This is a genomic window from Desulfosporosinus acididurans (assembly GCF_001029285.1).
In the GTDB taxonomy this organism is placed as follows: domain Bacteria; phylum Bacillota; class Desulfitobacteriia; order Desulfitobacteriales; family Desulfitobacteriaceae; genus Desulfosporosinus; species Desulfosporosinus acididurans.
The window spans coordinates 331,566-356,519 of the sequence record NZ_LDZY01000001.1; the positions used below are offsets into that span (position 1 = coordinate 331,566).

26 protein-coding genes and 1 riboswitch are annotated in these 24,954 nt (G+C 41.0%); of the genes, 7 read left to right on the forward strand and 19 right to left on the reverse strand.

The genetic code is table 11. The features are described from left to right. Positions 1–146 precede the first annotated feature (146 nt). The 3 genes from pssA to DEAC_RS01560 all read right to left on the reverse strand — a co-directional run bounded on the left by pssA (position 147) and on the right by DEAC_RS01560 (position 3,633). Positions 147–686: a CDP-diacylglycerol--serine O-phosphatidyltransferase gene (pssA, locus tag DEAC_RS01555; protein WP_047808251.1), complete on the reverse strand. Its 540-nt coding sequence runs from the start codon at positions 684–686 to the stop codon at positions 147–149. A gap of 3 nt (positions 687–689) precedes the next feature. Further along, positions 690–827 carry a hypothetical protein gene (locus tag DEAC_RS23445; protein ID WP_161796405.1) on the reverse strand — a complete coding sequence of 46 codons (138 nt, stop codon included), beginning with the start codon at positions 825–827 and terminating at the stop codon, positions 690–692. A gap of 70 nt (positions 828–897) precedes the next feature. Continuing rightward, positions 898–3,633 carry a helicase C-terminal domain-containing protein gene (locus DEAC_RS01560; RefSeq protein WP_047808252.1) on the reverse strand — a complete coding sequence of 912 codons (2,736 nt, stop codon included), beginning with the start codon at positions 3,631–3,633 and terminating at the stop codon, positions 898–900. Between the two features lie 153 nt (positions 3,634–3,786). Here DEAC_RS01560 and DEAC_RS01565 point away from each other — a divergent pair, with 153 nt between their 5' ends. The 3 genes from DEAC_RS01565 to DEAC_RS01575 are packed head-to-tail and all read left to right on the forward strand — an operon-like array spanning position 3,787 to position 7,186. After that, a complete protein-coding gene (locus DEAC_RS01565) occupies positions 3,787–4,293 on the forward strand; it encodes a hypothetical protein (protein ID WP_083995804.1) in 507 nt (168 codons plus the stop codon). A gap of 57 nt (positions 4,294–4,350) precedes the next feature. Then, the gene (gene pabB, locus DEAC_RS01570) at positions 4,351–6,387 is read left to right on the forward strand and encodes an aminodeoxychorismate synthase component I (protein ID WP_047808253.1); all 2,037 of its coding nucleotides are present in this window, start codon (positions 4,351–4,353) and stop codon (positions 6,385–6,387) included. Then, positions 6,374–7,186 (forward strand): aminotransferase class IV, encoded by an 813-nt coding sequence (locus tag DEAC_RS01575; RefSeq protein WP_047808254.1) that lies wholly within the window; start codon positions 6,374–6,376, stop codon positions 7,184–7,186. The genes pabB and DEAC_RS01575 overlap by 14 nt, the downstream gene beginning before the upstream one ends. 8 nt (positions 7,187–7,194) lie before the next feature. Here DEAC_RS01575 and DEAC_RS01580 read toward each other — a convergent pair whose 3' ends face one another. Continuing rightward, positions 7,195–7,458 (reverse strand): antibiotic biosynthesis monooxygenase, encoded by a 264-nt coding sequence (locus DEAC_RS01580; protein WP_047808255.1) that lies wholly within the window; start codon positions 7,456–7,458, stop codon positions 7,195–7,197. Between the two features lie 239 nt (positions 7,459–7,697). Here DEAC_RS01580 and DEAC_RS01585 point away from each other — a divergent pair, with 239 nt between their 5' ends. Then, positions 7,698–8,015 (forward strand): hypothetical protein, encoded by a 318-nt coding sequence (locus DEAC_RS01585; RefSeq protein WP_047808256.1) that lies wholly within the window; start codon positions 7,698–7,700, stop codon positions 8,013–8,015. 43 nt (positions 8,016–8,058) lie between these two features. Here DEAC_RS01585 and DEAC_RS01590 read toward each other — a convergent pair whose 3' ends face one another. The 5 genes from DEAC_RS01590 to DEAC_RS01610 all read right to left on the reverse strand — a co-directional run bounded on the left by DEAC_RS01590 (position 8,059) and on the right by DEAC_RS01610 (position 11,376). Beyond that, positions 8,059–8,499: a DUF2383 domain-containing protein gene (locus tag DEAC_RS01590; protein WP_047808257.1), complete on the reverse strand. Its 441-nt coding sequence runs from the start codon at positions 8,497–8,499 to the stop codon at positions 8,059–8,061. 57 nt (positions 8,500–8,556) lie between these two features. Then, on the reverse strand, positions 8,557–8,841 hold the full coding sequence (locus DEAC_RS01595; protein WP_047808258.1) for an EscU/YscU/HrcU family type III secretion system export apparatus switch protein: 285 nt from the start codon (positions 8,839–8,841) through the stop codon (positions 8,557–8,559). Next, a complete protein-coding gene (locus DEAC_RS01600; protein WP_047808259.1) occupies positions 8,838–9,929 on the reverse strand; it encodes a hypothetical protein in 1,092 nt (363 codons plus the stop codon). The genes DEAC_RS01595 and DEAC_RS01600 overlap by 4 nt, the downstream gene beginning before the upstream one ends. Before the next feature lie 379 nt (positions 9,930–10,308). Further along, entirely contained in the window at positions 10,309–10,791 is a 483-nt protein-coding gene (locus tag DEAC_RS01605; RefSeq protein WP_047808260.1) for a metallophosphoesterase family protein, read from the reverse strand. A gap of 213 nt (positions 10,792–11,004) precedes the next feature. Beyond that, positions 11,005–11,376 carry a hypothetical protein gene (locus DEAC_RS01610; protein WP_047808261.1) on the reverse strand — a complete coding sequence of 124 codons (372 nt, stop codon included), beginning with the start codon at positions 11,374–11,376 and terminating at the stop codon, positions 11,005–11,007. 114 nt (positions 11,377–11,490) lie between these two features. Here DEAC_RS01610 and DEAC_RS01615 point away from each other — a divergent pair, with 114 nt between their 5' ends. Next, complete coding sequence (locus DEAC_RS01615) at positions 11,491–11,934, forward strand: DMT family transporter (protein WP_047808262.1); 444 nt, start codon at positions 11,491–11,493, stop codon at positions 11,932–11,934. Between the two features lie 5 nt (positions 11,935–11,939). Here DEAC_RS01615 and DEAC_RS01620 read toward each other — a convergent pair whose 3' ends face one another. Continuing rightward, entirely contained in the window at positions 11,940–12,464 is a 525-nt protein-coding gene (locus DEAC_RS01620; RefSeq protein ID WP_047808263.1) for a hypothetical protein, read from the reverse strand. Between the two features lie 127 nt (positions 12,465–12,591). On the opposite strand from DEAC_RS01620, the gene uvrC reads away from it, so the two are divergent. Next, complete coding sequence (gene uvrC, locus DEAC_RS01625) at positions 12,592–14,385, forward strand: excinuclease ABC subunit UvrC (RefSeq protein ID WP_047808264.1); 1,794 nt, start codon at positions 12,592–12,594, stop codon at positions 14,383–14,385. A 234-nt stretch (positions 14,386–14,619) separates the two neighbouring features. Here the strand turns inward: uvrC and DEAC_RS01630 are convergent, their stop codons facing one another. The 8 genes from DEAC_RS01630 to DEAC_RS01665 all read right to left on the reverse strand — a co-directional run bounded on the left by DEAC_RS01630 (position 14,620) and on the right by DEAC_RS01665 (position 22,076). After that, positions 14,620–15,336, reverse strand: coding sequence for a C40 family peptidase (locus DEAC_RS01630; RefSeq protein WP_047808265.1), 717 nt, complete (start codon positions 15,334–15,336; stop codon positions 14,620–14,622). 3 nt (positions 15,337–15,339) lie between these two features. Beyond that, positions 15,340–15,475: riboswitch (cyclic di-AMP (ydaO/yuaA leader) on the reverse strand. A gap of 954 nt (positions 15,476–16,429) precedes the next feature. Beyond that, positions 16,430–17,797, reverse strand: a complete 1,368-nt coding sequence (locus tag DEAC_RS01635; RefSeq protein ID WP_047808266.1) for a PFL family protein — start codon at positions 17,795–17,797, stop codon at positions 16,430–16,432. Positions 17,798–17,841: 44 nt separating this feature from the next. Then, positions 17,842–18,135, reverse strand: coding sequence for an ACT domain-containing protein (locus DEAC_RS01640; protein ID WP_047808267.1), 294 nt, complete (start codon positions 18,133–18,135; stop codon positions 17,842–17,844). A 154-nt stretch (positions 18,136–18,289) separates the two neighbouring features. Then, positions 18,290–18,616 (reverse strand): HesB/IscA family protein, encoded by a 327-nt coding sequence (locus DEAC_RS01645; RefSeq protein ID WP_083995806.1) that lies wholly within the window; start codon positions 18,614–18,616, stop codon positions 18,290–18,292. A 106-nt stretch (positions 18,617–18,722) separates the two neighbouring features. Then, positions 18,723–18,959, reverse strand: a complete 237-nt coding sequence (locus DEAC_RS01650; protein ID WP_047808268.1) for a hypothetical protein — start codon at positions 18,957–18,959, stop codon at positions 18,723–18,725. 55 nt (positions 18,960–19,014) lie between these two features. Beyond that, positions 19,015–19,611, reverse strand: coding sequence for an HD domain-containing protein (locus DEAC_RS01655; RefSeq protein WP_047808269.1), 597 nt, complete (start codon positions 19,609–19,611; stop codon positions 19,015–19,017). 79 nt (positions 19,612–19,690) lie between these two features. Further along, positions 19,691–21,493: an oligoendopeptidase F gene (gene pepF / locus DEAC_RS01660; RefSeq protein ID WP_047808270.1), complete on the reverse strand. Its 1,803-nt coding sequence runs from the start codon at positions 21,491–21,493 to the stop codon at positions 19,691–19,693. Between the two features lie 103 nt (positions 21,494–21,596). After that, positions 21,597–22,076: a CYTH domain-containing protein gene (locus tag DEAC_RS01665; protein WP_200903071.1), complete on the reverse strand. Its 480-nt coding sequence runs from the start codon at positions 22,074–22,076 to the stop codon at positions 21,597–21,599. Positions 22,077–22,411: 335 nt separating this feature from the next. Here DEAC_RS01665 and pheA point away from each other — a divergent pair, with 335 nt between their 5' ends. Then, positions 22,412–23,275: a prephenate dehydratase gene (gene pheA / locus DEAC_RS01670; protein WP_047808271.1), complete on the forward strand. Its 864-nt coding sequence runs from the start codon at positions 22,412–22,414 to the stop codon at positions 23,273–23,275. 102 nt (positions 23,276–23,377) lie between these two features. Here the strand turns inward: pheA and thrC are convergent, their stop codons facing one another. After that, complete coding sequence (gene thrC / locus DEAC_RS01675) at positions 23,378–24,853, reverse strand: threonine synthase (protein WP_047808272.1); 1,476 nt, start codon at positions 24,851–24,853, stop codon at positions 23,378–23,380. Positions 24,854–24,954: the final 101 nt, after the last annotated feature.

Here is a 24,954-nt window from a genome sequence, read left to right on the forward strand (position 1 = left end):
GCTTCCTCCTTAGTGTTCACAGTCTTGTGCCATACTATATGCCGGAACTCCTTCAAGGGTGAGAAAACGAGCAGGAATCTATTATTCCTGCTCGTTATAAAAGACAAATTAAGATAAATCATAAAATAATTCCGATCAGCATTATATTATTTTCCAAGCTTCGGAACCTTAAAGGTTGAAACCATTAAAAATGCGAGGATAACCATACTGAAGGGATAAACATACCAAGGCAGCATGTGTCGGATAAACATTAATAAAGCCATAAGACCACCAGCGAAAGTAATGGGAACTCCTACAAAATAAGTTTTGATATTGAGCATATTAAAACGTGCCAAGCGTACTGCACCACACAAGGCAAAAACCACAGCGATCCCTAATCCAATATACCTAATATAGCCAGATTGAAGGGGTTGGAGAATACCCTGATAGGTCAATATAGCAGGTGCAACACCAAAGGACACTAAGTCACTCAGTGAATCAAGCTCTTTCCCAAAATCCGAACTAACCGAAAGTCGGCGAGCCACTTTGCCGTCCAAACTATCCATAAGCACTGAGAGCAAAATCATTGTCGATGCTAAATCAAAATTCGCTTCTAATACCCACACCAAGGCAAGGAAACCAAATAGAAGATTTGCAAGAGTAAATATGCTCGGAATCATTCGAGCCGGGATTGGTCTTCCACTCATTCTTTATTCACTCTCCCTATTCCATTGATTCCGACTCACCATATCTTCTTTACGAACGAGTACATGGAAATTTACGGGCAAAAAGAGTTCTTCTCCTGCAAGATGAACCCAATCATTACACGATAGGGGATATTGTTTCACCTAAAAAGTAACCTCCTCTCGATTTTCTCTAGTTTACCATTTTTGTGATGATTATTAAAGCTCCTCTCGGTTAAATACCCAAAAGCCATTCGTCAATTTTCTCGTAAAGCAGATTGCCATCTCCTCTAAAATGAGTCTTAACGGGTAAAGAGTTCAAAAAATATTTACCATAATATTTATTTATCACACGATCATCTAGCAATATTACGAAACCTCGATCTTCTTTGGATCGTATTAAACGCCCAAACCCTTGCTTGAAGCGAATCACCGCCTCTGGGAGAAGTAGTTCGCGAAAAGGATCCCGGCCCTGGGCTTTTAAGAATTCCGACCGTGCTTCGATTAAGGGCAGCGAAGGAGGCCAGAAAGGCAATTTAACTAAAATTACGCAGGATAAAGTCTCTCCCGGAATATCAATTCCCTCCCAGAAACTATTAGCACCCAATAAGACACTTTTAGAGTTTCTCTTAAACGTTTCCAGTAAAGTTGTCCGTTCACCGTGAACTCCCTGTGCTAAAGTGTCAATTTCAATTCTTTTTAATCGCGGTTGTAGCACTTCATACGTTTCTTGGAGCAATTTATGAGCTGTGAACAAGACTAAGGTACGGCCCTGCATTCGTTTAACAACTTCAAGAATTATCTCCGAGAGATTTGCAAGTTTTTCTTGATCAGAAACCTGGGACGTCGAAGAATTTTTGAGTATATAAAAATTCATTTGTTTATCGAAATCGAAAGGGGAATCGACTACAGCGGTTTTTGTCCTTAATGATAAGCCAATATCTTGTAAAAAATGATTAAAAGAATTGGCAATGCTTAAGGTAGCTGATGTTAAAATGACTGTCTCAAGACGATCAAATATTTTTTCCTTGAGAATTTCATCCACTCTAATAGGGGAGGTTTTTAAATAAAGCCTTGAACTGCGTTCTAGCCAGGTCACTTGTTCCGGATTATGGACATTTATTGCCAAAGCCAGGGTTTCTTGAATTTCTTGCAGCTCCCTTAAATGAGTGGCGATTACGTATCTCAATTCTTCAATTTCATCGGACTCTTCACCGCTTAAGATACTCGTAAGATTTTGAAATACGGTCGCCAATGATTTAATTCGTCCTGACAAATTTTCAATTTGAATTAAAAGCAGTTTCCACCACGAAAGGTTTGTATGGTTAGGGACAAACCGGAAAGTGCGGTTGGGTCCTAAAATATCTTCAAACAATTGGAATAATTCTTGGGCTTGTTCTGTGATTCTAAGGCTTAACTCGGGGATATTATCCAAATGTTTTTCAAAGCTGTCCCAAGCCACAATAGGTACTCTTTCGGTGAGTGACAACCAACGTTGTTTCATAGATCCGTAAAAACTTGGACCTGGCTTACGGAAGATAGCCTCCGTCGTCCGAAAAATCGACTCCTGACTTAGCTCAGAACCCAAGTTTTGCAGGGCAGTTTGATAAATTTGATGAGCCTCGTCAATAACTAATTGATGATATTCCGGTAAAACATTATAGTCAGTCTTTAGATCGGAAAATAACAAAGAATGGTTGACGATCAATACATCAGCTTCTTCGGCCTTTTTGCGTGCCCGAAGCAAAAAACAAACTCCCGCTTTAGAACATTTGCTTGGGTTGCACATTTCATGATCCGCATTTAAAGTCGGCCAGAGGGCAATCAGCCCTGGTACCTTAGCAAGTTCCTGAATATCCCCTGTCAGCGTTTCTCGCAGCCATACCAGCGTACTCAATATTGCTAATTTTTGATCCCGCCCTTTGATTTCACTTGAATTGCTCAGACAACTAAGCCATTTCTTAAGGCAGCAATAATTTCCTTTTCCTTTTAATACCGAGCTTCGAAAGGAAAAAGGCAGAACTTTTTCTAACACGGGAATATCCTTTTTCTGAAGCTGTTCCTGCAGAGGTATTGTATGAGTCGCTATGACAACTTTACGGCCTGTTTTTCTTGCAAACCATAAACTGGGAAGCAAATAAGCGAAGGACTTTCCCGTTCCGGTACCAGCTTCAACAACGACATGATGAGCTGAAGAGAACCCTTCCGCAATAAGTCTTGCCATTTTCATTTGACCAAGGCGACATTCATAACCGGGCAAGGATTGTTCAAGTATTCCATTCTGGGAGAAGCACTCTATAACCCAATTCATTGAATCCGGTATCTTCTGATTATGACCTTGATTTTGGGAAAATAATCCTTCAGATATGGGAGCCAGAACCAGATCAGTCTGAATCCGGCGATCAGAGAATCGAGTTGTAATCTCTCGCCTTAAATCATCGAAAAAGCCCTTCCCTGACCATCCTTCTATAAAATATTGTGCTTGATCAAAGAAACTCAGATCATATTCCCGACCTTTTTCCCTGCATGCCTCGAAAAGTTTCCACGTTAAAAAAGCCTTCCTCTCAGCCGAAAAAGAGTTCAGTTCCTCTTCTTGGGCAAGCCGAAGTATTTCCGCCAAATAGAGCAACCGATAATCCTGCAGGGTCGGGAAAAAAATCCGGGCCAAATCGAGGGTGTCCCAGTAAACTTGTTCAAAATATACGTTTAAGGTCCTTTCTAAATTCCGCAAGCCAAGTGTTCCCTGATGACCTATTAAAACCGTATCTGCAAAGAATTCTATAATTTCTTGGCGGCGCTTAGACAATGAAGCTATACCAAAGGGACCTTCTTCAACCGATTGTCCAAATAACAACGATTTCTGAACACGTCCATCATGAATTCGAAGGGCTGCAAACTCGAGAATTTCTTCGTTCTTGTCCTCCTGAAACGCCGTCTCTATATGAAAAACAACGATGTCGTAATGCACCATTCTTGACCCCTCTCTTGAGCCATTGTACCCAATCTTTCCCTAGGAAGCAATGAAAAAGCAGGATTTGAAGTTTAGGCATCGAATATACACTATTGAAAAATTGAAAAAGACGATGAATGTAAACAATCTTGTTTAAGGAAGAAGGCTAACCCATTGTTGTGGAGACGAAAATTTTCGGCATTGGCACTGAGCATAATTGTTTTATTCTCAATACTATTCCTGGGCGGTTGCTCTGAAAAACCTTATTTGACCCAAGACGGCTCCTACGTTATTCTGACAGTTTCTCCCTCTGGAATGACACAATCAGAAGTCATTCAATTACCTTGGAACGCAAATATGGCAGTTATGCAAAAATTACTTGAAGAATGCTCTTTTGTTTTAAGTGATTTACATACCCCTAGTTCCCAAGAATTGGCAAATTCAGATCCGACGACAACAGTTAGTTTACAAGCCACTTATCCCAAACCAAAGCGAATGTCTTTTGTCGTGGATAAGCGCCCTGTTAGCTTAGATGTCGAATCTCTCCAGATTGAGGTTGAGGGAGCGAATGTAGGCCGTGTAACCATTAATCGTACACTTGTCCTCCAAGGAATTAATAATCCTAACCTCCAGCCGGCCTTTGAAGACCTAGAAAAAATGCTCCATAATCAGAACAGTTAAGTATCTTCATAGATATTCCGGAACCACGCTAAGGCAAATCTTTAAGGGGAATATGCCATGATATTTATGCTGGACAACTTCGATTCTTTCACCTACAACCTTTATCAATACTTTGGTGAGCTAGGAGAAGAGATTGTAGTTAAGCGCCAAGATACCTGCACTTTAGCAGAAATTGAAGTTTTAAAACCAGACCTTATTGTTATCTCTCCCGGTCCTTGTACTCCCTCTGAATCCCCATTTTCCTTAACCCTTATTGATTATTTCAAAGAAAAAATCCCCATTTTAGGTGTGTGCCTTGGGCATCAAGCTATTGGGCAGTTTTTTGGCGGGAAAGTAGTAAGGGCTAAACAGCCAATTCATGGTAAAACAGATTATATTCATCATGACGGCAGAGGCTTATTTACTGGCTTGCCTAATCCTTTAGAGGTAACCCGTTACCATTCCTTGATTATTGAACGATCTTCACTTCCGGAAGAATTGACCATTAGTGCGGAAACTAAAGATGGGGAAATTATGGGACTCCGTCATATATCTTTTCCTATCGAAGGAATTCAATTTCATCCTGAAGCGATCCTTACCCAAGCAGGCCGTCAACTTTTGCGAAATGCCCTGGAAAACGCTTTGAGGTGGAAACCCTTACATCAACCTTCGGAATGGACGATTAAACCTTTTGCTTGTCAGTTCCCTCCTCATATCATGTTTCAAGCACTCAGAAACGAGCCCTTTCCCTTTTTTCTTGACAGCGGTGACGATTACCAAAAACTTGGCTGCTATTCTTTTCTGGGTGCAGCCCCTTTTTTAGAAGCAACTGCCTATCCTGAAAAACTCGAAATTACCTGGCCCAACGGATTGCCAAAAACAAAAACAATAACCCCGGCATTATCGCCTGGCAGTTTTGACTTTCTCAACAATACCATCCGTAAATATCATGTTTCAAATTCACCCTTTCCCTTTTCCGGAGGCGCAGTAGGCTTTATCAGCTATGACCTGAAAGACGAAATCGAACATCTTCCGCATCTCTCAATCAATGACTTGGAGCTGCCCCTTTGGCGATTCGCCTGGTACGATGGAATTATCGTCTACGATCATTCCCAAAAAAACTATTGGTTGGTCGCCTGCGGGATTGATAAGGATGGAATTTGCCAGCATGACTTAGCAGAGGCTCGTATTCAGTATTTAGAACACCTTTTAAATTCTTATACCCCTTCAATATCGGGGCCTCTGGAATCTCTAGGGATGAACCCTAAAAATTTATCTAAAATAAAGCCAACAGTCACTAAAGAAAACTATCTCCGGGATTTGAAACACGTTATTGAATATATTTATGCTGGAGATATCTACCAAGCCAACCTGACCCAGCGTTTTTCTCTGCCTTGGTCCGGGGATCCTTGGTCATTATATTCCGAACTACATCTGCAAAACCCTGCACCATTTGCAGCTTTTCTATACTACTCTGACTTTCAAATCCTTTGCAGTTCCCCTGAGCGCTTTATACGCATTACAAAGAACGGCCAAATCGAAACTCGCCCCATTAAGGGAACACGGCCGCGAAGCGAATCACCTCTTGAGGATGAAGCTCAGGCCCAATCCCTGATGTCAAGTCAGAAAGACCGTGCCGAATTGACCATGATCATTGATCTGGAACGTAACGACTTGGGACGAATCTGCCAATTCGGGAGTGTGAAAGTAACTGACCTTATAACTCTGGAAAAATATCCGACCGTTTGGCATCTCGTTTCGGCCATAACAGGACAACTCCAAAAAGGCCTCCAGCCTAGTGAGATTCTTCAAGCAATTTTCCCCGGCGGCTCGATTACTGGAGCTCCGAAAATACGAGCTATGGAAATTATCGATGAACTAGAACCCAATCAGCGAGGGATTTACACTGGAAGTATTGGATATATTGGTTTTGATGGCGCTTGGGACCTGAATATCGTTATTCGCACAATCCTTTTGAAAAACGGAAAGGCCTATATTCATGCCGGCGGCGGGATTGTTGCCGATTCTATACCTGCCGATGAATACCAAGAGACCCTTGATAAAGCAAAAGCCCTGTTCAGGGTTTTGAAAGGACAACTACATGATTCCCACTAATGTTATTTCTTCTCAAGATCGGTTATTCTTATTTGGTTATGGGCTATTCGAAACCCTTCTCATCACGGAATCAGGCCCTCTTTTTTCAGACCTGCACTGGAATCGTATGCAAGAAGGGGCTTCATTTCTTAACCTTAAGTTTCTTGATCAAAGCGAATGGACAAAATCAATACAGGAATTTATCCGTCATAATCCCGCCTCTTTCCCTTTTGCCCTGCGCATAACCCTTAGCGGCGGATCACCCGGGACTGATCTTCCAGCACAACTTTTCTTTAATGTAAGACCCCTGCCCTATAGACCAGAACAATATCTTAGAGGAATAAAGCTCCACCTTTTATCTGCTCCGCGTAACGAACATTCTCCTTTAGCAGCTATAAAATCGACGAACTATTTAGAAAACTTGCTGGCTAAAGAAACCGCTCTGCGCTTTGGTGCTGATGAGGGCATATGGCTCAACACCAAGGGATACCTTACTGAAGGAACCATGAGCAATTTGTTCTTTATCAAAAAGAATAAACTTTTCACCCCATCTCTGGCAAGCGGATGTTTACCTGGTACACGGCGTCATATAATTATAAAGTTGGCTGAAATCCTCAATATCCCAACAGAAGAAGGTTTATTTACAGTTGAAGAACTCTTAGCGTCTGACGAAATATTCGTAACAAATGCTCTGATGGGGCTGATGCCTGTCTGCTGCGTGGATGATGTATCATTTACTGTATCACCGCCAGTTGCTGCAAATTCCCTTCTACGACGACTGGAATTAGCTTATAACAAAAAGATGTCAGGTTATCCCTGACATCTTTTTTAATATTTCTCTTCGATAACTTCAAATATTTGCGGCGTTGAGGACTTAAAAGCATTGTTTTCTCCAACTGTGCCGGACCAATTTTCGAAGGCGCGGCGGTCTTCCCATTTAGAGAAGAGCATAATTTCCGAGGTGTCTTGCTGTTGATTTACTGAAGCAAATTTGAAACCATCGACGTTTTCGCAAGTACGTATTCCGGTTCTAACTTGTCCTAACAAACGATCAAGATCTGGACCATCAAAGGTATGAATTACAGTAAGCATTTACTATACCTCCAATATTAAACTTCTATTTCCCGGATTAGCTTACCCGGAACTAACGTCCTGCATACTTAATTCCATGAACCTTCAAGCCGGCATTAGCATACTTTGTAATGCATAGTCTTAAATCAACGAGAAGAATTTCTTAGTTTTGAGCTTTGACGTGTAAATATTTCGAATTTCATGCTATACTTAATTTAGTAAAAGGCTCAACTGGAAGTGCACAAAGGGGGATTAAATAGATGAAGCTTACTTATGTACGTACAGATTTCCCTAATGGCCGTTCACACATATTAATGCGTGATTCCGAATCGCCAAATCCTGAACTTGTACATTTTTTGCTTGTTCTAAGTAACAAAGGTACTGTATGGGTCGATGTTTTCTGGCCTTTTGATGAAGAATCTGAAGGATTTACTCGAAGAATTTCGGAACAGCAGTTTTGGCAAACTTTCCGCGAATGGAGATTACAGGGAATTAAACTTGGCGACAATGGCAGGGTCGCGGATATGTTAGCTCGTAAACAGCTATTAACTAAAAAAAGTCGGGAAAAAGACGCCTAAAAATCTAAAAAGCGGTTGCAACCGCTTTTTTTATTGCTCTGTTTTACTGATAGAAAAAGCCTTCTTTAAGCTTTTGCAATTGTTTTAAATGATCATGCTCGTCAGCAAATATTGGTTCTAGTAATTCTTTATCGGCGCCGCTTAAATTTCGTTCTGAATATTGAACTGCTCGGGCTAGTCCTTTGTCCTCACCGGAATAAAGGTGGTCCAGCATTTGTTCAGACTTTACCTTTCCCAAGTTACGTATTCGATTTTTCCAGGTTTCGATATTCCCTGCCAGTCCCGCACCTTCTCGGACTTTTCCCCCGTTCATTTGAATATAATAGGCCAGCCTTGTAGCGTGATTTTTATGATCCGTAAGAATACTTGTTAGATGGTTTCTGAGCGGTCCATCAGAAAGCACATCGACACATGATTGATATTCTTCGATTGCCATATGTTCGCCCGCCAAAATTGAATTTAATACTTCGAAGGATCTATCCATAATTCAAACCTCCTATCTTTACAATAGTTTGTTTCATAGCCTTCAAAATATGTGATATCAGGATGAAATCCTCGACTGTTTAGCCTTTTCCAGGCGATAAACTAAGGCCAATAACTCAGCAACAGCACGATAAAGCTGCGGCGGTATTTCTTTAGTTAGTTCAATTTGAATTAATGCCTCAACTAGGGCTTCGTTTTTCTGGATTAATATCCCTTCTGCCTCAGCGACTTCAATCATTCTACGTGCTAGCTCACCTCGTCCCTTGGCCACGACACGCGGCGCTCCCGTCTGATCGTACCGTAAGGCAGCAGCGATTTCCGATTTTTTATTCTTTATAGTCATCCTGCAACATCAACTCCACGTCTTCTATGCCCGAGAAGAAAGTCTTTAAACTCCGAATTATGTTCCAAATCCTCTGTGTCAACCTTCGAAAGCAGAAATCCCAGCTTTGTAAACCGGGCTTTTGTTTCCGGCAAAACCTCTTCAACTAATTCTGGAAGTTCCGGATCACTTGATAGAATATCGAGAGTCAAAGAATCTTGACTAAAATAGGCATCGACACCTATAAGACCCAACGTTTCGGTTTCCATTTGAATTGCGATACGACAATGATTTTCATCCATTTTCGTTCCTTTTCGAGCACTTTCGATTCCAATTTTTACGGGTATACAGCGCTCCTGGTTCATTAAAGGAAGATGAAGCAATACATACCCATTATTCAATGTACCCGTTTTAAGCCATAATTGCTGTCCGGTTATTGCATCTAAAAGGTCAGTAAGGGACTTCTCGGAATGGCCTTCCTCCATTTGGTCATTAATCTCCTTAAGAAGGGCATACTTCAAAGTATCTTTTAACTGTTCTTTTTCCTGTTCTCTAGCTCTGAGATCTAGTTTAAGCATTTGCCAAAATCGTTGTTCATAATCGATTCCCAACTTTCGCAGGCAATCAATAATTTTCTCTGCACCATTATCTTCTATGAGAGTTTCCCATTTAGGGAAAGATTTTTTAATTATATCCAGAAATTCTTGGGAAAAAAGCCCCTGCAGGTTATCCAATAAAGGAACTCCGCTGTTAAAAGTCGTGAAATTTCTTATAAGGTTAACAAGATCTTGCCTCAACGGCATTCCCCTTTCTGTCAACTCCATAAATTCCTGGGAATTGACAGGAATGTCCTGGGGATTTTCCAGGTAAGGCTCTCTTAGTAAAAGGCAGACTCCATCTTCCTCATCTCCGACATTCACCCAAAATTTATCCCCTGCCTCAGCAGAAGTCTCAAGTATTGCCCGCAGGGCTTGCCCTTTAACCCGGATTATTCCATAATTCTCTCCGTCTTTCTGAAGAACTTCCACCAAAATGCGTTCCCCAGGCTGCCCTACCTTTAATTTCTGTTTCTCAATCGACTGTATGGCAGACAAAGGATTTATTTCCATCTTCTCCACCCCTTAAGGTCAATATGGTTTCCTTTTTCTACTTATTAAAACAGCTTAGGATAATTCCTAAGCTGTTTGTTAATTCCCAAACATATAATCTCTTGCTAACGTCTTGCAGCATCTTAAGTTCTACTGTAGAAACGCTTAGACCCACGATCTTAAAAATCGTTAAATTTTTATCCAGTTTTTAAGACCCCCACTTCTTGTAAGTGGGGGTGGGTCCCTCGTTAACTTCAGGTGGGGTAGATTCCTCCTTCGCCGCTAAGTATTCCTATTGGGAAAGGCGGCTCGGCAATAATGTCCACTGGACATTATTGTATCTGAAGCCCCGATGTTCAGCTTTAGCGTAAGCGAGTCCACTGAACTAAGATACTTGATTTTAAAAATAAATATGTTTCGCATTAATACTACCCTCTTGTAATACCATCCAGCCAAAAGAATATTGAGGTTCACGACGTTTATCCGTTGGTGAACCGGGATTAAACATAAGTACCCCCTGATGCCACATCAGAGCGGGTGTATGGCTATGCCCAAAAACGACAATATCAACGGGATTTGACACAAAAGCATTATAAGCACGTTCCATGGTTGTTTGGCCCTTACCTTGGTGTCCATGTATTATGCCAATTTTCAAAGAACCACACTCAACCCATTCTTGACTAGGAAGATTTACATCCCAATCATCACAATTCCCGCATACTGCTTTAACAGGAGCTAGGAGAGAGAGTTCGTCAAGGATTTCCTTGTGAACTAAATCTCCGGCATGAATAATAAGATCCGCCTCCTCTAAATGCTCCCAAACAAAACGTGGTAATGTTTTCCCTAATCTTAAATGGGTGTCAGATAAAACAGCGATTTTCATCGAATTTACCTCATTTATCCAGTTTTCAAGACCCCCACTTCTTTAAGTGGGGGTGGGTCCCTCACTATTTTCGCATTTATATATAAACCTTGAATTCACTTTATAAGAGATAAATCTTACTTTATGTTGATACATTATAACATAATTCTTGAATTTGGAGAAAAGCTAAGAGTAAGAAAGGATTGCAAGGTTTTCCCTGCAACCCTTCAGGAATCAATGAAAATAGTTTAAAGAATGACGTTGTCTTTTAATGGCTTTCCTAACTTCATTGGCAACGCGCCAGGTCTCTGGCAGGTGAGGCGTGATTAACTCTAATTTTCCGGATCGTTTGTCTATTAAAATATCGACAGTTGGTTTTCGTCCTTGTTCTTTCTCTCCTGGGTGCAAAATATCAATTCCTATTTTATGTTCATCATATTGAGGAGGAACAAGATAATTCAAAACCTCTTCAGTTGCATCCATTAACTCGACAACTTGATCTTGTGGGTATCCTTCTCGCAAGAGAATATCCCGTACTTGAGTTAGAGGATGGTCAAGGGTCAATAACATCTGGGCGCGTTGAATCAAATTATAATCGATATCCATGACGCACCTCCACTTTATTTTGATATCTTCATTTTTCCCTTAACCCATGTAATGAATACTGATTAGATGTTTACGAATCTGGCGATATCTTACAGTCATATTAAGGAGGTAACAATGTTAAAATTTCTGTCATTGCCTTTTGTTATAGCCGGAATTTCAGGAATTACTATGGCTGTCCAAGGCACATTAAATTCGTTATTAAGCGAAAAAACCTCTTTATTATCTGCGACCTTTATCGTTCATATTATTGGAACAGTTATTGCGCTGTTAGCTCTTTTGGTCTGCAAAATACCAATCTATAAACATAATTGGGGATCAATTCCTTGGTTTCTTTACCTTGGAGGCTTATTAAGTGTCCTTATAGTTGGACTTGTTGCGGTCAGCATTCCTAAAATCGGTGTCTGCAATGCTACGACAGCTATTATTATTGGACAGGTGAGCACAGCAGTTCTGATCGATCATTTTGGATGGTTTGGCATTCAGCGATTTCCCTGGAATCCGTGGCAGTTTCTAGGCATTGTTTTATTTGCGGCAGGTGCAAAACTTCTTTTCAGATGATCAGCTTAAGTATTAGTACGTGCACCAATGATACCCAAGTTCTTGATTATGGAATAGATTTCATCGCTTATGACAAATTTTCGAATTTGCCCGTTAGAAGCAAGAATAACCGAGGTTTTTCCCGTTGTTTTTTGATCACTTTCAATTAGTCTAGACAAAAAAGCATAGGCATCACTGCTTACAGGAAGTTGATTAAATTCTCCATCAGCAACAAATATTATCCAATACCCCGAGGTAATCTCACTTCTGCCATTATGAAGGTCATTCGCAAGATTAGAAAATTCTTGACCTAATACGTTTTGCGAATTCGCAGCAGAACTATAACTTTTATTTGCAGTGCTATTTAAGGTGTAATTGTCATTAAGAGTACTGGTTTGAGTGACGGGGTCTGATAAACGAGTATAAATATCTTTGAAAAAATTAGGAAAGAGTACATACCCTACTACTCCTATGATAAGAACCCAAAGGGCCAAGGCCTGTAAATCCTGCCATAACTCACTGCGTGGCGGTCTTCCCCAGGTATTTGGCATAACCTCTCCCCCATTTATCATAATTGTATATACTTACAGCATATATACGTTTGAAAATGTGCAGATATGAACGGAGCACTTGCATCTTGCTTACCCGAGCCCTAAAATAGGAACAGAGGTGGTAAAAGTGGATCTGCTTCGACAAAAACTGAGCTTGTTGCCTCCCAAACCGGGTGTCTACCTTATGAAAGACTATCGGGGACAAATTATTTATGTCGGTAAAGCAAAGCAATTAAAAAATAGAGTTAAATCTTACTTTACTGGGTCTCATGATGGGAAAACAGCTCGTCTAGTGAGCCATATCATAGATTTTGAATATATACTAACGGATTCAGAAGTCGAAGCCCTCGTGTTGGAATGCAATTTGATAAAAAAATATAATCCCAAGTACAATATCCTTTTACGTGACGATAAAACTTACCCTTATTTAATGATCACCCATGAAAGACACCCGCGTATTATGGTCACACGTCAAATTAAAAAGGGCACTGGGAAATATTTTGGGCCTTATCCTAATGCCACAGCGGCACAAGAAGCCGCCCGACTGCTAAACCGGCTTTTTCCGTTTCGAAAATGCCGTCAAATTCCAACGCGTTCTTGTCTGTACTTTCACCTGGATCAATGCCTAGCACCTTGTATTCGCGATGTTTCGCCCAATGACTATGAAGAAATTTCCAAGAATGCATCAACATTTCTTAATGGCGACCAAAGTGAAGTTTTGAATCTCCTAGGCGCTAAAATGCAAACAGCAGCAGAATCTCTCCAATTCGAAAGGGCAAAAGAATATCGAGATCTCATCGAGGATTTAAAGCGACTTGGAGAGAAACAAAATATAACCCTCAATGATTTTGTTGACAGGGATGTTATCGGCTATGCCAAAACCACAGATCAATTATGTATACAGGTCTTTTATCTGCGACAAGGCAAGTTGCTGGCAAGGGATAATTTTATTTTCCCTTATTATGATGATCCTGAAGAAGCATTTATTTCTTTTATTGCTCAATTCTACCTGGAGCGTAAAATCTGGCCTAAGGAAATTTTAATTCCTTCTTTAGAATCGCAGGCCTTATTGAGTTTGTTTCCTATTACTATTCCCCAAAAAGGGAAAAAACGAGATTTAGTTCTGATGGCCATGTCAAATGCTCAAACAACGCTCCACGATCAAATTACTCTTGAAATACGCCAACAGTCGGACAATACCCAAGCTCTAACAACTCTTGGAGAACTTTTAAAGATACCCTGTCCTCACAGAATTGAGGCATTTGATATATCCAATACAGCTGGAACCCATTCTGTTGCCGGTATGGTTCAATTTATTGACGGTAAACCTCAACGTAAGGGGTATCGCAAATATAAAATACAACCTATGGAGATATCAGATGATACAGCCTCTATGAGTCAGGTTATACGCCGCCGCTACCATCGTCTTGTTTCCGAAAATGAACCTTTGCCTGACTTAATACTTGTTGACGGAGGCAAAGGCCAAATTAATGCAGCCTTAAAAGAATTAGAGGACCTTGGACTCACGATTCCTGTGGCAGGTATGGTAAAAAATGATCGTCATCAAACGAATGAACTTATGGATTGGGAGGGAAACCCCATCGCTTTGGCGAGAAATCATCCAACGTTTTTATTATTGGGGCGAATTCAAAATGAAGTTCATCGATTTGCGATTACGTTTCATCGTCAACAGCGCACAAAGAATATGACATTGTCTGCTCTTGACGGAATAACAGGAATAGGCCCTAAACGCAAACAGCATCTTTTGCAGCATTTTTCTTCCCTTGCTGAAATTCAACAGGCATCTGTGGAAGAACTTCAGTCTACAGGACTCCCCGAAAGTATTGCCCTCTCTATTTTTGATTACTTCCACCCAGCAGATGAACACAACCCTTTACAGGAGGAGAAATCTATTCCATGATTTTAAATTACAGAGTAGAGTTATGCCGAAAATGTTACTACAAGCGCACACATCAATGTAACATATCTGATTACTATATAAGCAATACTAATTCATCTTTAACAGAATCAAGAACAAAATCAAGCGGCGAATGTCTTCAATATAGGCCCGTCCCGTGGATTCCCCGTTGTTAGATTGGGCATAAAAACAACAGCGATCTCTCGCTGTTGTTTTTATGAATCCTTAATAACGTGTCTAATTGACTCGACGGGCACCCAAATAACGGCTTGCGTAATAGTTATCACTCAGACTTGTAACCCGAATCCCTTTATTCGAAGCATGAACAAAGCGTCCTCCTCCAATATAAATACCCACGTGAGATGCTCCTGAAGCGTAGGTGGAGAAAAATACTAAGTCACCTGCCTGTAGCTGCCCTCGACTGATACCGGTTCCAGTTCTAAATTGCTCTGCGGCAGTTCTCGGCAATGAAGTGTTCGAGGATCGATAGACATATTGAGTAAACCCTGAACAATCAAAGCCGTTTCGACTTGTCCCCCCAAAACGATAGGGAACACCCTGCAGGCTTAGAGCATTATTGATTAATTGAGAGGTAACCGAACGCGATACTTGTTTTTGGGACGCAGCAGCGACTTGAATAGCTTTTGATCGTGCCGCTGACACCGGGACAACTCTTGATTGCAGTTTATCAGCCGATTTTGTTACGTTATTTGGTGTACTTGAAGCCGATAAAACGGGTTTTGAATCGTTACTATCCTGAGAAGAGGTCAGGGAAGCAGTGTGCCACTGCAACTGTGTGCGGACGATGTTAGTATAGGGCCCAGTCGGAATGGAAATTAAAGTTGTCTTGGCTGCAATTTTACCCGCCGCCGGAACTGACAAACTGCCAGCCAACATTAAACCTGCCAGGACTGTGCTTCCTAACCACATCCGTCCAGATGAGGAAATTAGCAATGAGAGTCCACCTTTCATTTGCTTACGAGGTTAGTTGACGGATTCGGGCTAAAGGTGTAAGCCCTACACGAGAAATCGTGATTCACCCCAAGAAAATCCCCCGCTCCTAACATAAGTTCGGATTCAGCATTTTATATTAGTCTATTCGCCTATATTAGGCTATTCGCCAGTATGTCTAAAAATCCCTGCAATAATTCATGGAATTATTATCCACTATCAGACTCCATGCCGCTAGGCAGCACCACTGATGGATAAAAATTGTGTCCATACTGTTTCTATGACTGGCGAAGGTAGGTCGAGATAGTAGGACAAATAAAAACCGCCTCTCAATTTGAGAGACGGACTTTATTTGGACAATAGGAGGCTAAAGAGTCAATATTGAGGCTTAGGTCAAGTAGGTTTTCCCACTAAGTTCCTTCGGTTTCCCTAAAGGCGATTTCTCCTTTTCCCCAGCCTGGGATGTCGCCATCACCAGAACTTGATCACCACTTAGTCCTCACTTCAATCCTCTTTAGTTAACGTTCTAGAAGTTTCCTTAACACTCCTAGACAATCTAGCCTCTTTTGCAGAAAAGCATTTCCGGCAGTTTGAAAAGCATCGGCCAACACCCTCCAAACCTCTTAAAGCCTTCCCAACTTTTCCACCTCAAGGCAGGCTACACTGCACTAAGTTCCTTCCTAATGCAGGTTCTACCCTAAGCCATAGCTATAAAAGCCACGCACTTAGGCCTCCACGGAAAAGGGTAGCGCCCGCATGCCATTGCGGATCCCCCTCATTCCTTAACTCCCAGCAACAGCCCTCGACTGGGCGTCGAAAGCCACCACCAGGAACTTCATCGGTATGCCCTCGGCGGATTATTAGGCCCGCCTTCGATTGCCAATCGTGCACTAGAATAACGCTCCATAGCCCAAAGCAAAATTAATTGTTGTGATTACATTGCCTATTGTACCTGATTATCATAACTTTGTAAAAAACCTTTTAGCCATTTATACCGTCGCTTGATAAAGTAAAAAGATAATTAAAGATTCTTTTGTCATCTAATCTAAGTTTTTCTGACAAAATCAGTTATTTAGACACCAAAAAGGCAAAACTATCAGTTGGATAAACTTGTAATTGGGGCAGGTATTCTGCCGCCGCGATTAATAAAGGTTTTTGAGGAAAATGGATGAACATTCATGACCGGAGCTCCGCCCAATAGACCTCCAAATTCCACACGTTCCCCAGCTTTTTTACCAATAGCAGGAATAATTCTGACAGCAGTTGTTTTTTTATTAATCATCCCAATGGCAGCTTCATCAGCGATAATTGCCGAGATAGTTTCAGAACTCACATCCCCTGGCACGGCAATCATATCTAATCCAACAGAACAGACACAGGTCATGGCTTCTAGTTTATCCAGATCCAGAGCCCCAACCTCCACAGCTTTAACCATTCCAGCATCCTCTGAGACAGGGATAAATGCGCCGCTTAAGCCTCCCACATGAGATGAAGCCATAGCGCCGCCTTTTTTTACCGCATCATTTAACATGGCTAAAGCAGCCGTCGTTCCATGCGTTCCACAACGTTCAAGGCCCATATTTTCCAAAATCTCTGCCACACTATCCCCAATAGCTGGTGTTGGAGCCAAGGACAAATCAACAATTCCAAAGGGAACTTGTAAAGCTTTCGATGCTGCTCGACCAATCAGTTCGCCCATTCGTGTAATTTTAAAAGCAGTCTGTTTAATAAGATTGGAGAGTTCCCCAAAATCTGCATCAGGAAATTCCTTAACAACTTTTGCCACAACGCCCGGACCGCTTACCCCAACATTGATCACGCAATCTGGTTCGCCAACACCGTGAAATGCCCCTGCCATGAAAGGATTATCTTCCGGGGCATTACAGAAGACAACAAGTTTGGCTGCACCAATTCCATCTTGAGCAGAAGTTTTTTGAGCGCAATTTAAGATAACTTCTCCCATTCGTTTGACTGCATCCATATTTATTCCGGCTTTAGTCGTTCCGATATTAACCGAAGAACATACAAAATTTGTTTCACTCAAAGCCTGAGGAATAGCATCAATTAAAGCTAAGTCTCCCTCTGTAAATCCCTTCTGCACTAGAGCAGAAAACCCACCAATGAAATTTATTCCCAACGTCTTGGCAGCTCGATCCAAGGCCTTGGCAATTCTCACCATTCCTTCCGAGGATAAATGAGCTGCCGCGATAGCTATGGGTGTAACTGAAACACGTTTATTGATTATGGGAATTCCATAACGAGATGAAATTTGTTCTCCCACAGTCACTAAGTGACTTGCTTTTTTAGTAACCTTATCATATATTTTTCGTTCTAAACTATTTATATCCTCTGCCACACAATCCAACAAACTAATTCCCATAGTAATAGTTCTAATATCAAGATTTTCTTCATGAATCATCTTGATAGTTTGTTGAATTTCTTCACGAGCAAATGTAATCGTCATAAACGATTTCCCTCCACAATTACCTTCTTTAAAATTCTTTTGTGCTAAATGCGATGCATATAGGTAAATATATCCTCGTGCTGAACTTTTACTTGTAACCCTTTAGTGAGTCCCTCTTGTTCAAGACTATTGGCTAATTCAACTAATTCCAACGTTGCCGATTTTAAATCGACTACCATGATCATTGTAAAAAATTCCTTGAGGATTGTCTGACTAATATCTAAAATATTCACGTTATATTCAGCAAGTTTCGTTGCAACCCAAGCGATGATACCAATCTGATCCCTGCCGATAACCGTAATTATGGCACGTCCAGACTCTTCGCGAATCATTGTCATAAGTGTTTTCCTCCCTATATTACTTTAATAAGCTTTCCGGGCAGACTTACATAATTATTTTAGCGTAACAATCGTTCATCAATATCCAAGGTAAATGCCGAGAACCGATTATGCTAAAAGAGAGCCCCCGAGAGCTCTCTTTGAAAAACACATATCAGGAACAACCGCCGCCGCAGCTTCCACAACCGTCACTGCTAGGGTTGGCTGTGCGGATTTCGAATCCTCCGCCTTGCTTAGAATCAATGAAATCAATTGTAGCACCCTCTAAATAAGAGGAAAGTTTCTTGTCGGTGAGTATTGATACGCCGTAACCTTCATCAAGTATGTCATCTGTTGTCTTTGACTCATCCAGAGTCATGCCGAAATTCGGCCCACCTCAACCAACACCTGCTAAATAAAGTCTAAGAAATGCATTTTCTTTATTTTGACTTTTAAGCACTTCTTTAACTTTTTGAGCTGCGAGTTCTGTAATCTCTACCATAAATCTCACTCCTTTTTTTCTCGCTAGTCCTAAATATACCATATTTTTAGCGTTTGACCAAGGGAAATTAAAATAAAACCGAAAGGCATAATATACAATCGAAAACCTAGACTTCTTCCCCGCTTCCGGACACACGAAAATCCTTTAAAAATTGTCGTACTTCGACTTCCAAACTTTCTGGAAGGTCCTGCGTAATAGCTTGCCAATGTTTTACTTCAAAGTTTAATTTCTGGGCCCAATCTCCTTCAGGCCAAGAAATAAACGTTTTTTTTTCTGTCAACGTGTAAGTTTTTAGAACAGCTATAAACCCTATGAGAAGTAAAACACGCCAAAACCAACGCATTCAAATCAATCCTTCCAAATAAGCTAATATACATAGCTTATCCAAAAGGAATAATTTAAATCATTTCTTTATGTAATTTATGCCAAAATTCTTCCATATAGGAAAATAATGGCTTAAAATAATTTAGAGCCGACTTGGTAAACAAATGCTCATGGTAACTTCGAATTTTCTCTTGATAGAAGGATTCACAGGAATTTTCCCCCACAAGGGGCCAACCTTGTACTCCACCTAAGGTAAATAGGCGGCCCAAACCGATGGCACCTACAAAATCCAATTTATCCGCATCATATAATATTTTTGCCTCAAGGGTTTTAGGCTCATACCCCTCTTCGCGAGAATGTGCAATAATAGCTTCTTTTACCCTTATAATAACAGTCTCAGGATATCCTGCTTTGTGAAGAATGTTATCTGCAAGTCCTGCGCTGCTTTGGGCATGGGTTTTTTCTACAGCACCTGATCTTCCAATATCATGTAATAAAGCCGCAAGTTCTATAACTATTACATCTGCGCCTTCTGCCAGAGCCAACTTTTTACCCCACTCTCTAACCCTTAAAGCATGGTCTAAGTCATGGGCCCGATCTTTGCGCGCATAGAAACCTTTGGCAATTTGGACAACCTGTTCAAAATTTCCTTGACTTGTTAGAAAATCCATGTTGTCCACCCCCATTCAGCGTTCAATACCCCTGGCGTGTACTATTGCCATTAATATTACTCCTCAAAATCTTGCGTTGTCAAGTAAGGAGACCCTCTAAACGACCAATGAGTTCTTCAAAAACTAAAAGGGCTTCGCGAACCGGTTGCGGCGTCTCCATATCAACGCCGGCTTTTCGCAGCAATTCTATGGGATAGTCTGAACTGCCGCTGCTTAAAAACTTAAGATACTTAGCTAAAGCTGGTTCGCCTTCCTTTAAAATTGCTCTTGCAAAGGCTATAGCTGCCGAAAAACCAGTAGCGTATTTATAGACGTAAAAGGAATTATAGAAATGGGGAATGCGAGCCCACTCAAGGGCAATTTCCTCGTCTAATATTATATCTTCTCCATAATAAGCCGCATTTAAGTCGCGATAAATTTCAGAAAACTGATCTGCAGTCAAAGCTCCACCTTCTTCGACAATTGCATGGGTCTTCTTTTCAAATTCGGCGAACATTGTTTGTCGGAAAATTGTACCTCTGAATTGCTCAAGATAATGGTTTACTAAATAGGCAAGAGTTTTGGTGTCTTTAGTTTCATCCAGAAGATGCTCCATCACGAGAGCCTCATTCAACGTTGAGGCCACTTCAGCAACAAATATTTTATAACCTGCATAAAGATGAGGTTGAGTATGATTAGATAAATAGGTATGCAGCGAATGACCCATTTCGTGAGCTATGGTAAACATAGAATCAAGAGTATCCTGATGATTCAATAAAACATAGGGATGAGCACGATAAGTGCCCCAAGAATAGGCCCCACTCGTCTTACCTTCATTCTCATATACATCAATCCACCGATTGTCAAATCCCTCTTGCAAAACCTTGAGATAATCTGCTCCCAAAGGTTTTAAACCTTTAAGAACCATTGATTTAGCCTCATCATAGGAAATCTTCATCGTTGTTTCAGGTACGATAGGAACATAAATATCGTACATATGTAATTCTGTGAGATTCAAAGCTTTCTTACGCAGTCGAATATATTTATGCATTTGGGGAAGAAAATCATGAACAGTATCAATTAGAGAATCGTACACCTTTAATGGGACACGATCATCGTCTAAGGATGCCTCTATTGCTGAATGATAATTACGCGCTTTGGCAAAAAATACATCTGACTTGATGTTGGAATTTAGAGTTGCTGCCCAAGTATTACGCTGCTTGCCGTAGGTTTTATAGAGAGTTTCAAAAGCAGCTTTACGCACGTTTCTCTTTGAACTTTCCATAAAATGAATGAAATTCCCTTTCGTCAACTCGACCATTTGACCTGTTTCATCTTCAATTGCTGGAAATTTCAGATCTGCATTATTAGCCATTGTAAAAATTGCACCCGGCGCTTCGGCTAATTCGCCAACTCCAGCCAATAATTTCTCTTCACTTGAGCTAAGAATATGGTCTTTCTTACGCAGAATATCTTCAAGAGCATGATGATAGAGTTTTAACGTTTCAGATTCGGCCCGAAATTCATTCAGTCTTCCCTCGGGCATTGCTAACAATTCAGGAACAACAAAAGCAACTGCACCGCTTACCTTTACTGCAAGAGATCCTGCACGGTCCGTCATTGCTTGATAATTTGCCTGGCGATTATCCTCATCCCTGCGCATTCGGGCATATGAGTAAACTTCTTCAATTCGTAAACTGAGGTCATCCATCCAATCAAAACAAGAAACTAAAACACTCGAAGAATCTCCAAGGTGACCTTCGAATTTTTTACCTTCATCTAAAAGCCTTTCGATATTGGCATACTCCTGTTCCCATAAGTCATTCGTCTTGAATATATCTTCCAGTCGCCATTTTGAGGTCTCAGGAAGTTCTTCTCTGAGCTTAAGTCGTCGCTGTTCCACAAAATTCCCTCCTTGATGTTCGTCACACTTATTATATACATACCCAACAAAAATACCATTTTCCTAATTAAGTTTATGTGAAAGGTCTTAACCACTTCTCGAATTAGGAAATCGCCCACGTCGTATATGGCTTTCTAGCTAAATTTACGTTAAAGTATTTTGAATCATTGGTGATTTCCCGTTCCCAGTTAACCCAGTTTGGAAACGTTAAGGGATAACCCACTTCAGGTATTTCAACGTCAACCGTTATTAAGCCCTGATTTTCCATTTGATATACATCAACTTCCCAGATCAGGCTTCCATAAGGCAGCCTATACCTGATTTTTTCGATTGGAGGGGCAAGAGATATCCTCTTTAGAGCATCCCGCTCTTCTTGAGTTGAAGATGGATTGGATGTTTCAATCTCCTGACGGCTGCCATCAGACCGTAATTCTTTAACGGTTATCGTAATAGAATCCTCAAGAAAACGGTAGCGTATTGACGGCAGTTCTGATAAATATCCTTGAATTATGTATTGACCTCCGTGCAATTCCGGTAAGTTCTCTTGTATCACCAAAAATTTCCGTTCAATTTCCAATGCCAACGTTACATCTCTCCATATTCAGCATTTTCTTATAGTCAGCACTCATTAACAGGATAAAAGTGAAGCAGGCAGCGTACGTTCCACTGCCTGCTTCTTCACCTTGTCCACTGATCCCCTAGAAGGTTCCCCAACCTTCTGATTCAATTTTACTAAATTCTTTCTCTCTGCGCAAGTATCTTATTAAACAAAGTGACTATTAAAATACTTTTATTGTACGACTTGCTGGCATGGTTTATCTGTATTATGATAAGAGATAATGAGGATATTCTCGAAGTCTGTTTCATCTTTTAGAAAGAGGGGACAGATGATTTTTTATAGAGGAAGGAGACAACATCATGTCTACGATGGGTTATCTGGGCCCAAAAGGAAGTTTTTCTGAAGAGGCAATCCATCTTTTTCTAACAGACCATTCTGAATTTAGCCTATCCCCGCCGCAGTTGATCCCCTTTCCCACCATTTCGCGCCTGCTTCTTGCTTGTGAAGAAAAGAAGATTGACTGGGCTTTTATTCCTTTAGAAAATTCAACAGAAGGACAAGTTGGCGTAACCATGGATATCCTTGGCCAAACAGAACATCTCTTTATCAGCTATGAATTTGTCCAACCCATTGACCAATGCCTCCTAACTCACGAGCCGATGCCTTTGCAACAAATTGAACGCATTTACTCTCACGAACAGGCACTTGGCCAATGTCGAGATTTTTTGGAAACGCATCTTCCTCAGATTGAACAAATTACTTGTCTTAGCACGGCAGAAGCTGCACAAAGAATCTCTTCAATTCGAGAAAATTGGGCCGCTATCGGTCCGCGGCGAGCTGCCAGCCTCTATAACCTCCACATTCTCGCGGAACGTATTCAAGACGTCGTTCTTAATCCTACCAGATTCGTCCTCGTAGGCCATCGCCTGGCAGATATGTCTGATGGAAACGACAAAACTTCATTGCTCATCGTTGCCAATAATACTCCGGGATCCTTATATTCGATCCTAGGCGAATTTTCCAAGCGCCTTATTAACCTTACGAGAATTGAGTCTCGTCCCTCTAAACGAAAACTTGGCGAGTATGTCTTCTTCATTGATGTGGATGGCTATGTGTTTGCTCCCCCCATCCAAGAAGTTCTCTGGGCCCTACGGGAAGAAAATATCTCCGTTAAATTGCTGGGTTCCTATCCCAAAGCCCTTCCTGATGAAACTATTTTTTAGGAGTCTTAAGCAGCAAAGAACCTTTTAGTATGATAATGATACTAAAAGGCTCTTTTTATATCTTCACAGTCATCCTTCTTAAACTTAGTTCCCAGAAAATATTTACTTGATAAATAATCCTTGTAACATTTCTACAATCTTCTCCGGTTGACAGGAATCAACGATCTTTGCTTTCTTTTTATCTAAACCCTGTAATCCTTGAGGAATTTCCCAGTTTGTTAATTGACTCAAACCTTTCAAGGCCTGCCATTCATCTCTCTGCTTCCCTTGAGTTCCCTCTAAGGCAATTAAAACATTAGATGCAAATTTAAACGGACTGGCCGTTGATGCGATGACAGTGAAGGTCGTGTCATGACTCGAAGTACAATAGTCTTCATAGACTTTCATACCCACAGCAGTATGAGGATCAAAAACATATTGATATGCTTTAAAACTATGGGAAATCGTGGCTAAGGTTTCATCTTCATCTGCCCAGCCGGCAAAAACAATCTCCTGGCAATTTTTGAGAGTTTGGGGATCAACCTTAAAGGATCCCAGGTTTTTCTGATCATACCAGCTGTTAATGAGGTCAGCGTTTCGTCCGTTCATCTCATACAAGAAACGTTCAAAATTACTGGAAATTAAAATATCCATAGATGGAGAAATTGTTTGATAAAATTGACGTTGGCTTTGATATTCGCCCGTTGCAAAAAAACTAGTTAAAACGTTGTTTTTATTGGATGCACAAATAATTTTGGCAATAGGTAAACCCATGCGCCGAGCATAGTATGCTGCCAAGAGGTTTCCAAAATTCCCGGTTGGCACAACTACATTGATTACTCCGCCGGGAGCGACCTTTTGCTGTTCAACCGCCTGTAAATAGGCCCAAAAATAATAAACAATTTGCGGCAAGAGCCTCCCCCAGTTAATGGAGTTAGCCGAAGAAAACACTAACTTGTTTTCCCACAACTTGGCTTTCAAAGCTTCCGAGGCGAACATTTGTTTAACCGCGGTCTGGCATTGATCGAAATTACCTTTGACAGCAATAACATGGGTATTAAATCCTTCAGTAGTGGTCATCTGCCGCTCCTGCACAGGACTTACTCCTCCTTGAGGATAAAATACGGCGATATGCATACCTTCACGATTTTTAAAACCTTCCAAGGCAGCTTTTCCTGTGTCTCCCGACGTTGCAACTAATATTAAAACTTCCGCATCAAGGCCTATATGTTTTAGACTAACGTTCAATAAGTCAGGTAATACTTGTAAAGCCATATCCTTGAAAGCCGAAGTTGGACCATGCCAAAGCTCAAGCACTCCAAAATTGCCCACTGAAGCGAGAGGCGCTGGATTTTGCCCGTCAAAGGTTCCATCATTGTAAACATTCACAATTTTATCGAGAGTTTCTTCAGGAAAATCCGGTAGATAATCCGCCATAACCCGTTTGGCCACTTCACGATAGGACAATCCTTGAAGTTCTTGCCATTTTAAGGCGGGAAACGTCGATGGGACAAATAGACCTCCTTTGGGTACCATACCTAATGCTATTGCTTGGGAAGCACTTTGCCCCGATAAATTACCCCGAGTGCTTTCATACATTTCATTTCCCTCCTTGACTTTAATTTTGTTTTTTATGTACCATCTTATTCGCAGTATATTCGCGGTAAGCGGCCAAATTCCTTCTAAATTGACAAACCTAG

Bases quoted from the DNA above. Each gene is read 5' to 3' on its own strand.
- pssA (WP_047808251.1), bottom strand. From the start codon at position 686: ATGAGTGGAAGACCAATCCCGGCTCGAATGATTCCGAGCATATTTACT.
- DEAC_RS01560 (WP_047808252.1), bottom strand. From the start codon at position 3,633: ATGGTGCATTACGACATCGTTGTTTTTCATATAGAGACGGCGTTTCAG.
- pabB (WP_047808253.1), top strand. From the start codon at position 4,351: ATGATATTTATGCTGGACAACTTCGATTCTTTCACCTACAACCTTTAT.
- DEAC_RS01575 (WP_047808254.1), top strand. From the start codon at position 6,374: ATGATTCCCACTAATGTTATTTCTTCTCAAGATCGGTTATTCTTATTT.
- DEAC_RS01580 (WP_047808255.1), bottom strand. From the start codon at position 7,458: ATGCTTACTGTAATTCATACCTTTGATGGTCCAGATCTTGATCGTTTG.
- DEAC_RS01585 (WP_047808256.1), top strand. From the start codon at position 7,698: ATGAAGCTTACTTATGTACGTACAGATTTCCCTAATGGCCGTTCACAC.
- DEAC_RS01590 (WP_047808257.1), bottom strand. From the start codon at position 8,499: ATGGATAGATCCTTCGAAGTATTAAATTCAATTTTGGCGGGCGAACAT.
- DEAC_RS01595 (WP_047808258.1), bottom strand. From the start codon at position 8,841: ATGACTATAAAGAATAAAAAATCGGAAATCGCTGCTGCCTTACGGTAC.
- DEAC_RS01600 (WP_047808259.1), bottom strand. From the start codon at position 9,929: ATGGAAATAAATCCTTTGTCTGCCATACAGTCGATTGAGAAACAGAAA.
- DEAC_RS01605 (WP_047808260.1), bottom strand. From the start codon at position 10,791: ATGAAAATCGCTGTTTTATCTGACACCCATTTAAGATTAGGGAAAACA.
- DEAC_RS01610 (WP_047808261.1), bottom strand. From the start codon at position 11,376: ATGGATATCGATTATAATTTGATTCAACGCGCCCAGATGTTATTGACC.
- DEAC_RS01615 (WP_047808262.1), top strand. From the start codon at position 11,491: ATGTTAAAATTTCTGTCATTGCCTTTTGTTATAGCCGGAATTTCAGGA.
- DEAC_RS01620 (WP_047808263.1), bottom strand. From the start codon at position 12,464: ATGCCAAATACCTGGGGAAGACCGCCACGCAGTGAGTTATGGCAGGAT.
- DEAC_RS01635 (WP_047808266.1), bottom strand. From the start codon at position 17,797: ATGACGATTACATTTGCTCGTGAAGAAATTCAACAAACTATCAAGATG.
- DEAC_RS01640 (WP_047808267.1), bottom strand. From the start codon at position 18,135: ATGACAATGATTCGCGAAGAGTCTGGACGTGCCATAATTACGGTTATC.
- DEAC_RS01650 (WP_047808268.1), bottom strand. From the start codon at position 18,959: ATGCGTTGGTTTTGGCGTGTTTTACTTCTCATAGGGTTTATAGCTGTT.
- DEAC_RS01655 (WP_047808269.1), bottom strand. From the start codon at position 19,611: ATGGATTTTCTAACAAGTCAAGGAAATTTTGAACAGGTTGTCCAAATT.
- pheA (WP_047808271.1), top strand. From the start codon at position 22,412: ATGTCTACGATGGGTTATCTGGGCCCAAAAGGAAGTTTTTCTGAAGAG.
- thrC (WP_047808272.1), bottom strand. From the start codon at position 24,853: ATGTATGAAAGCACTCGGGGTAATTTATCGGGGCAAAGTGCTTCCCAA.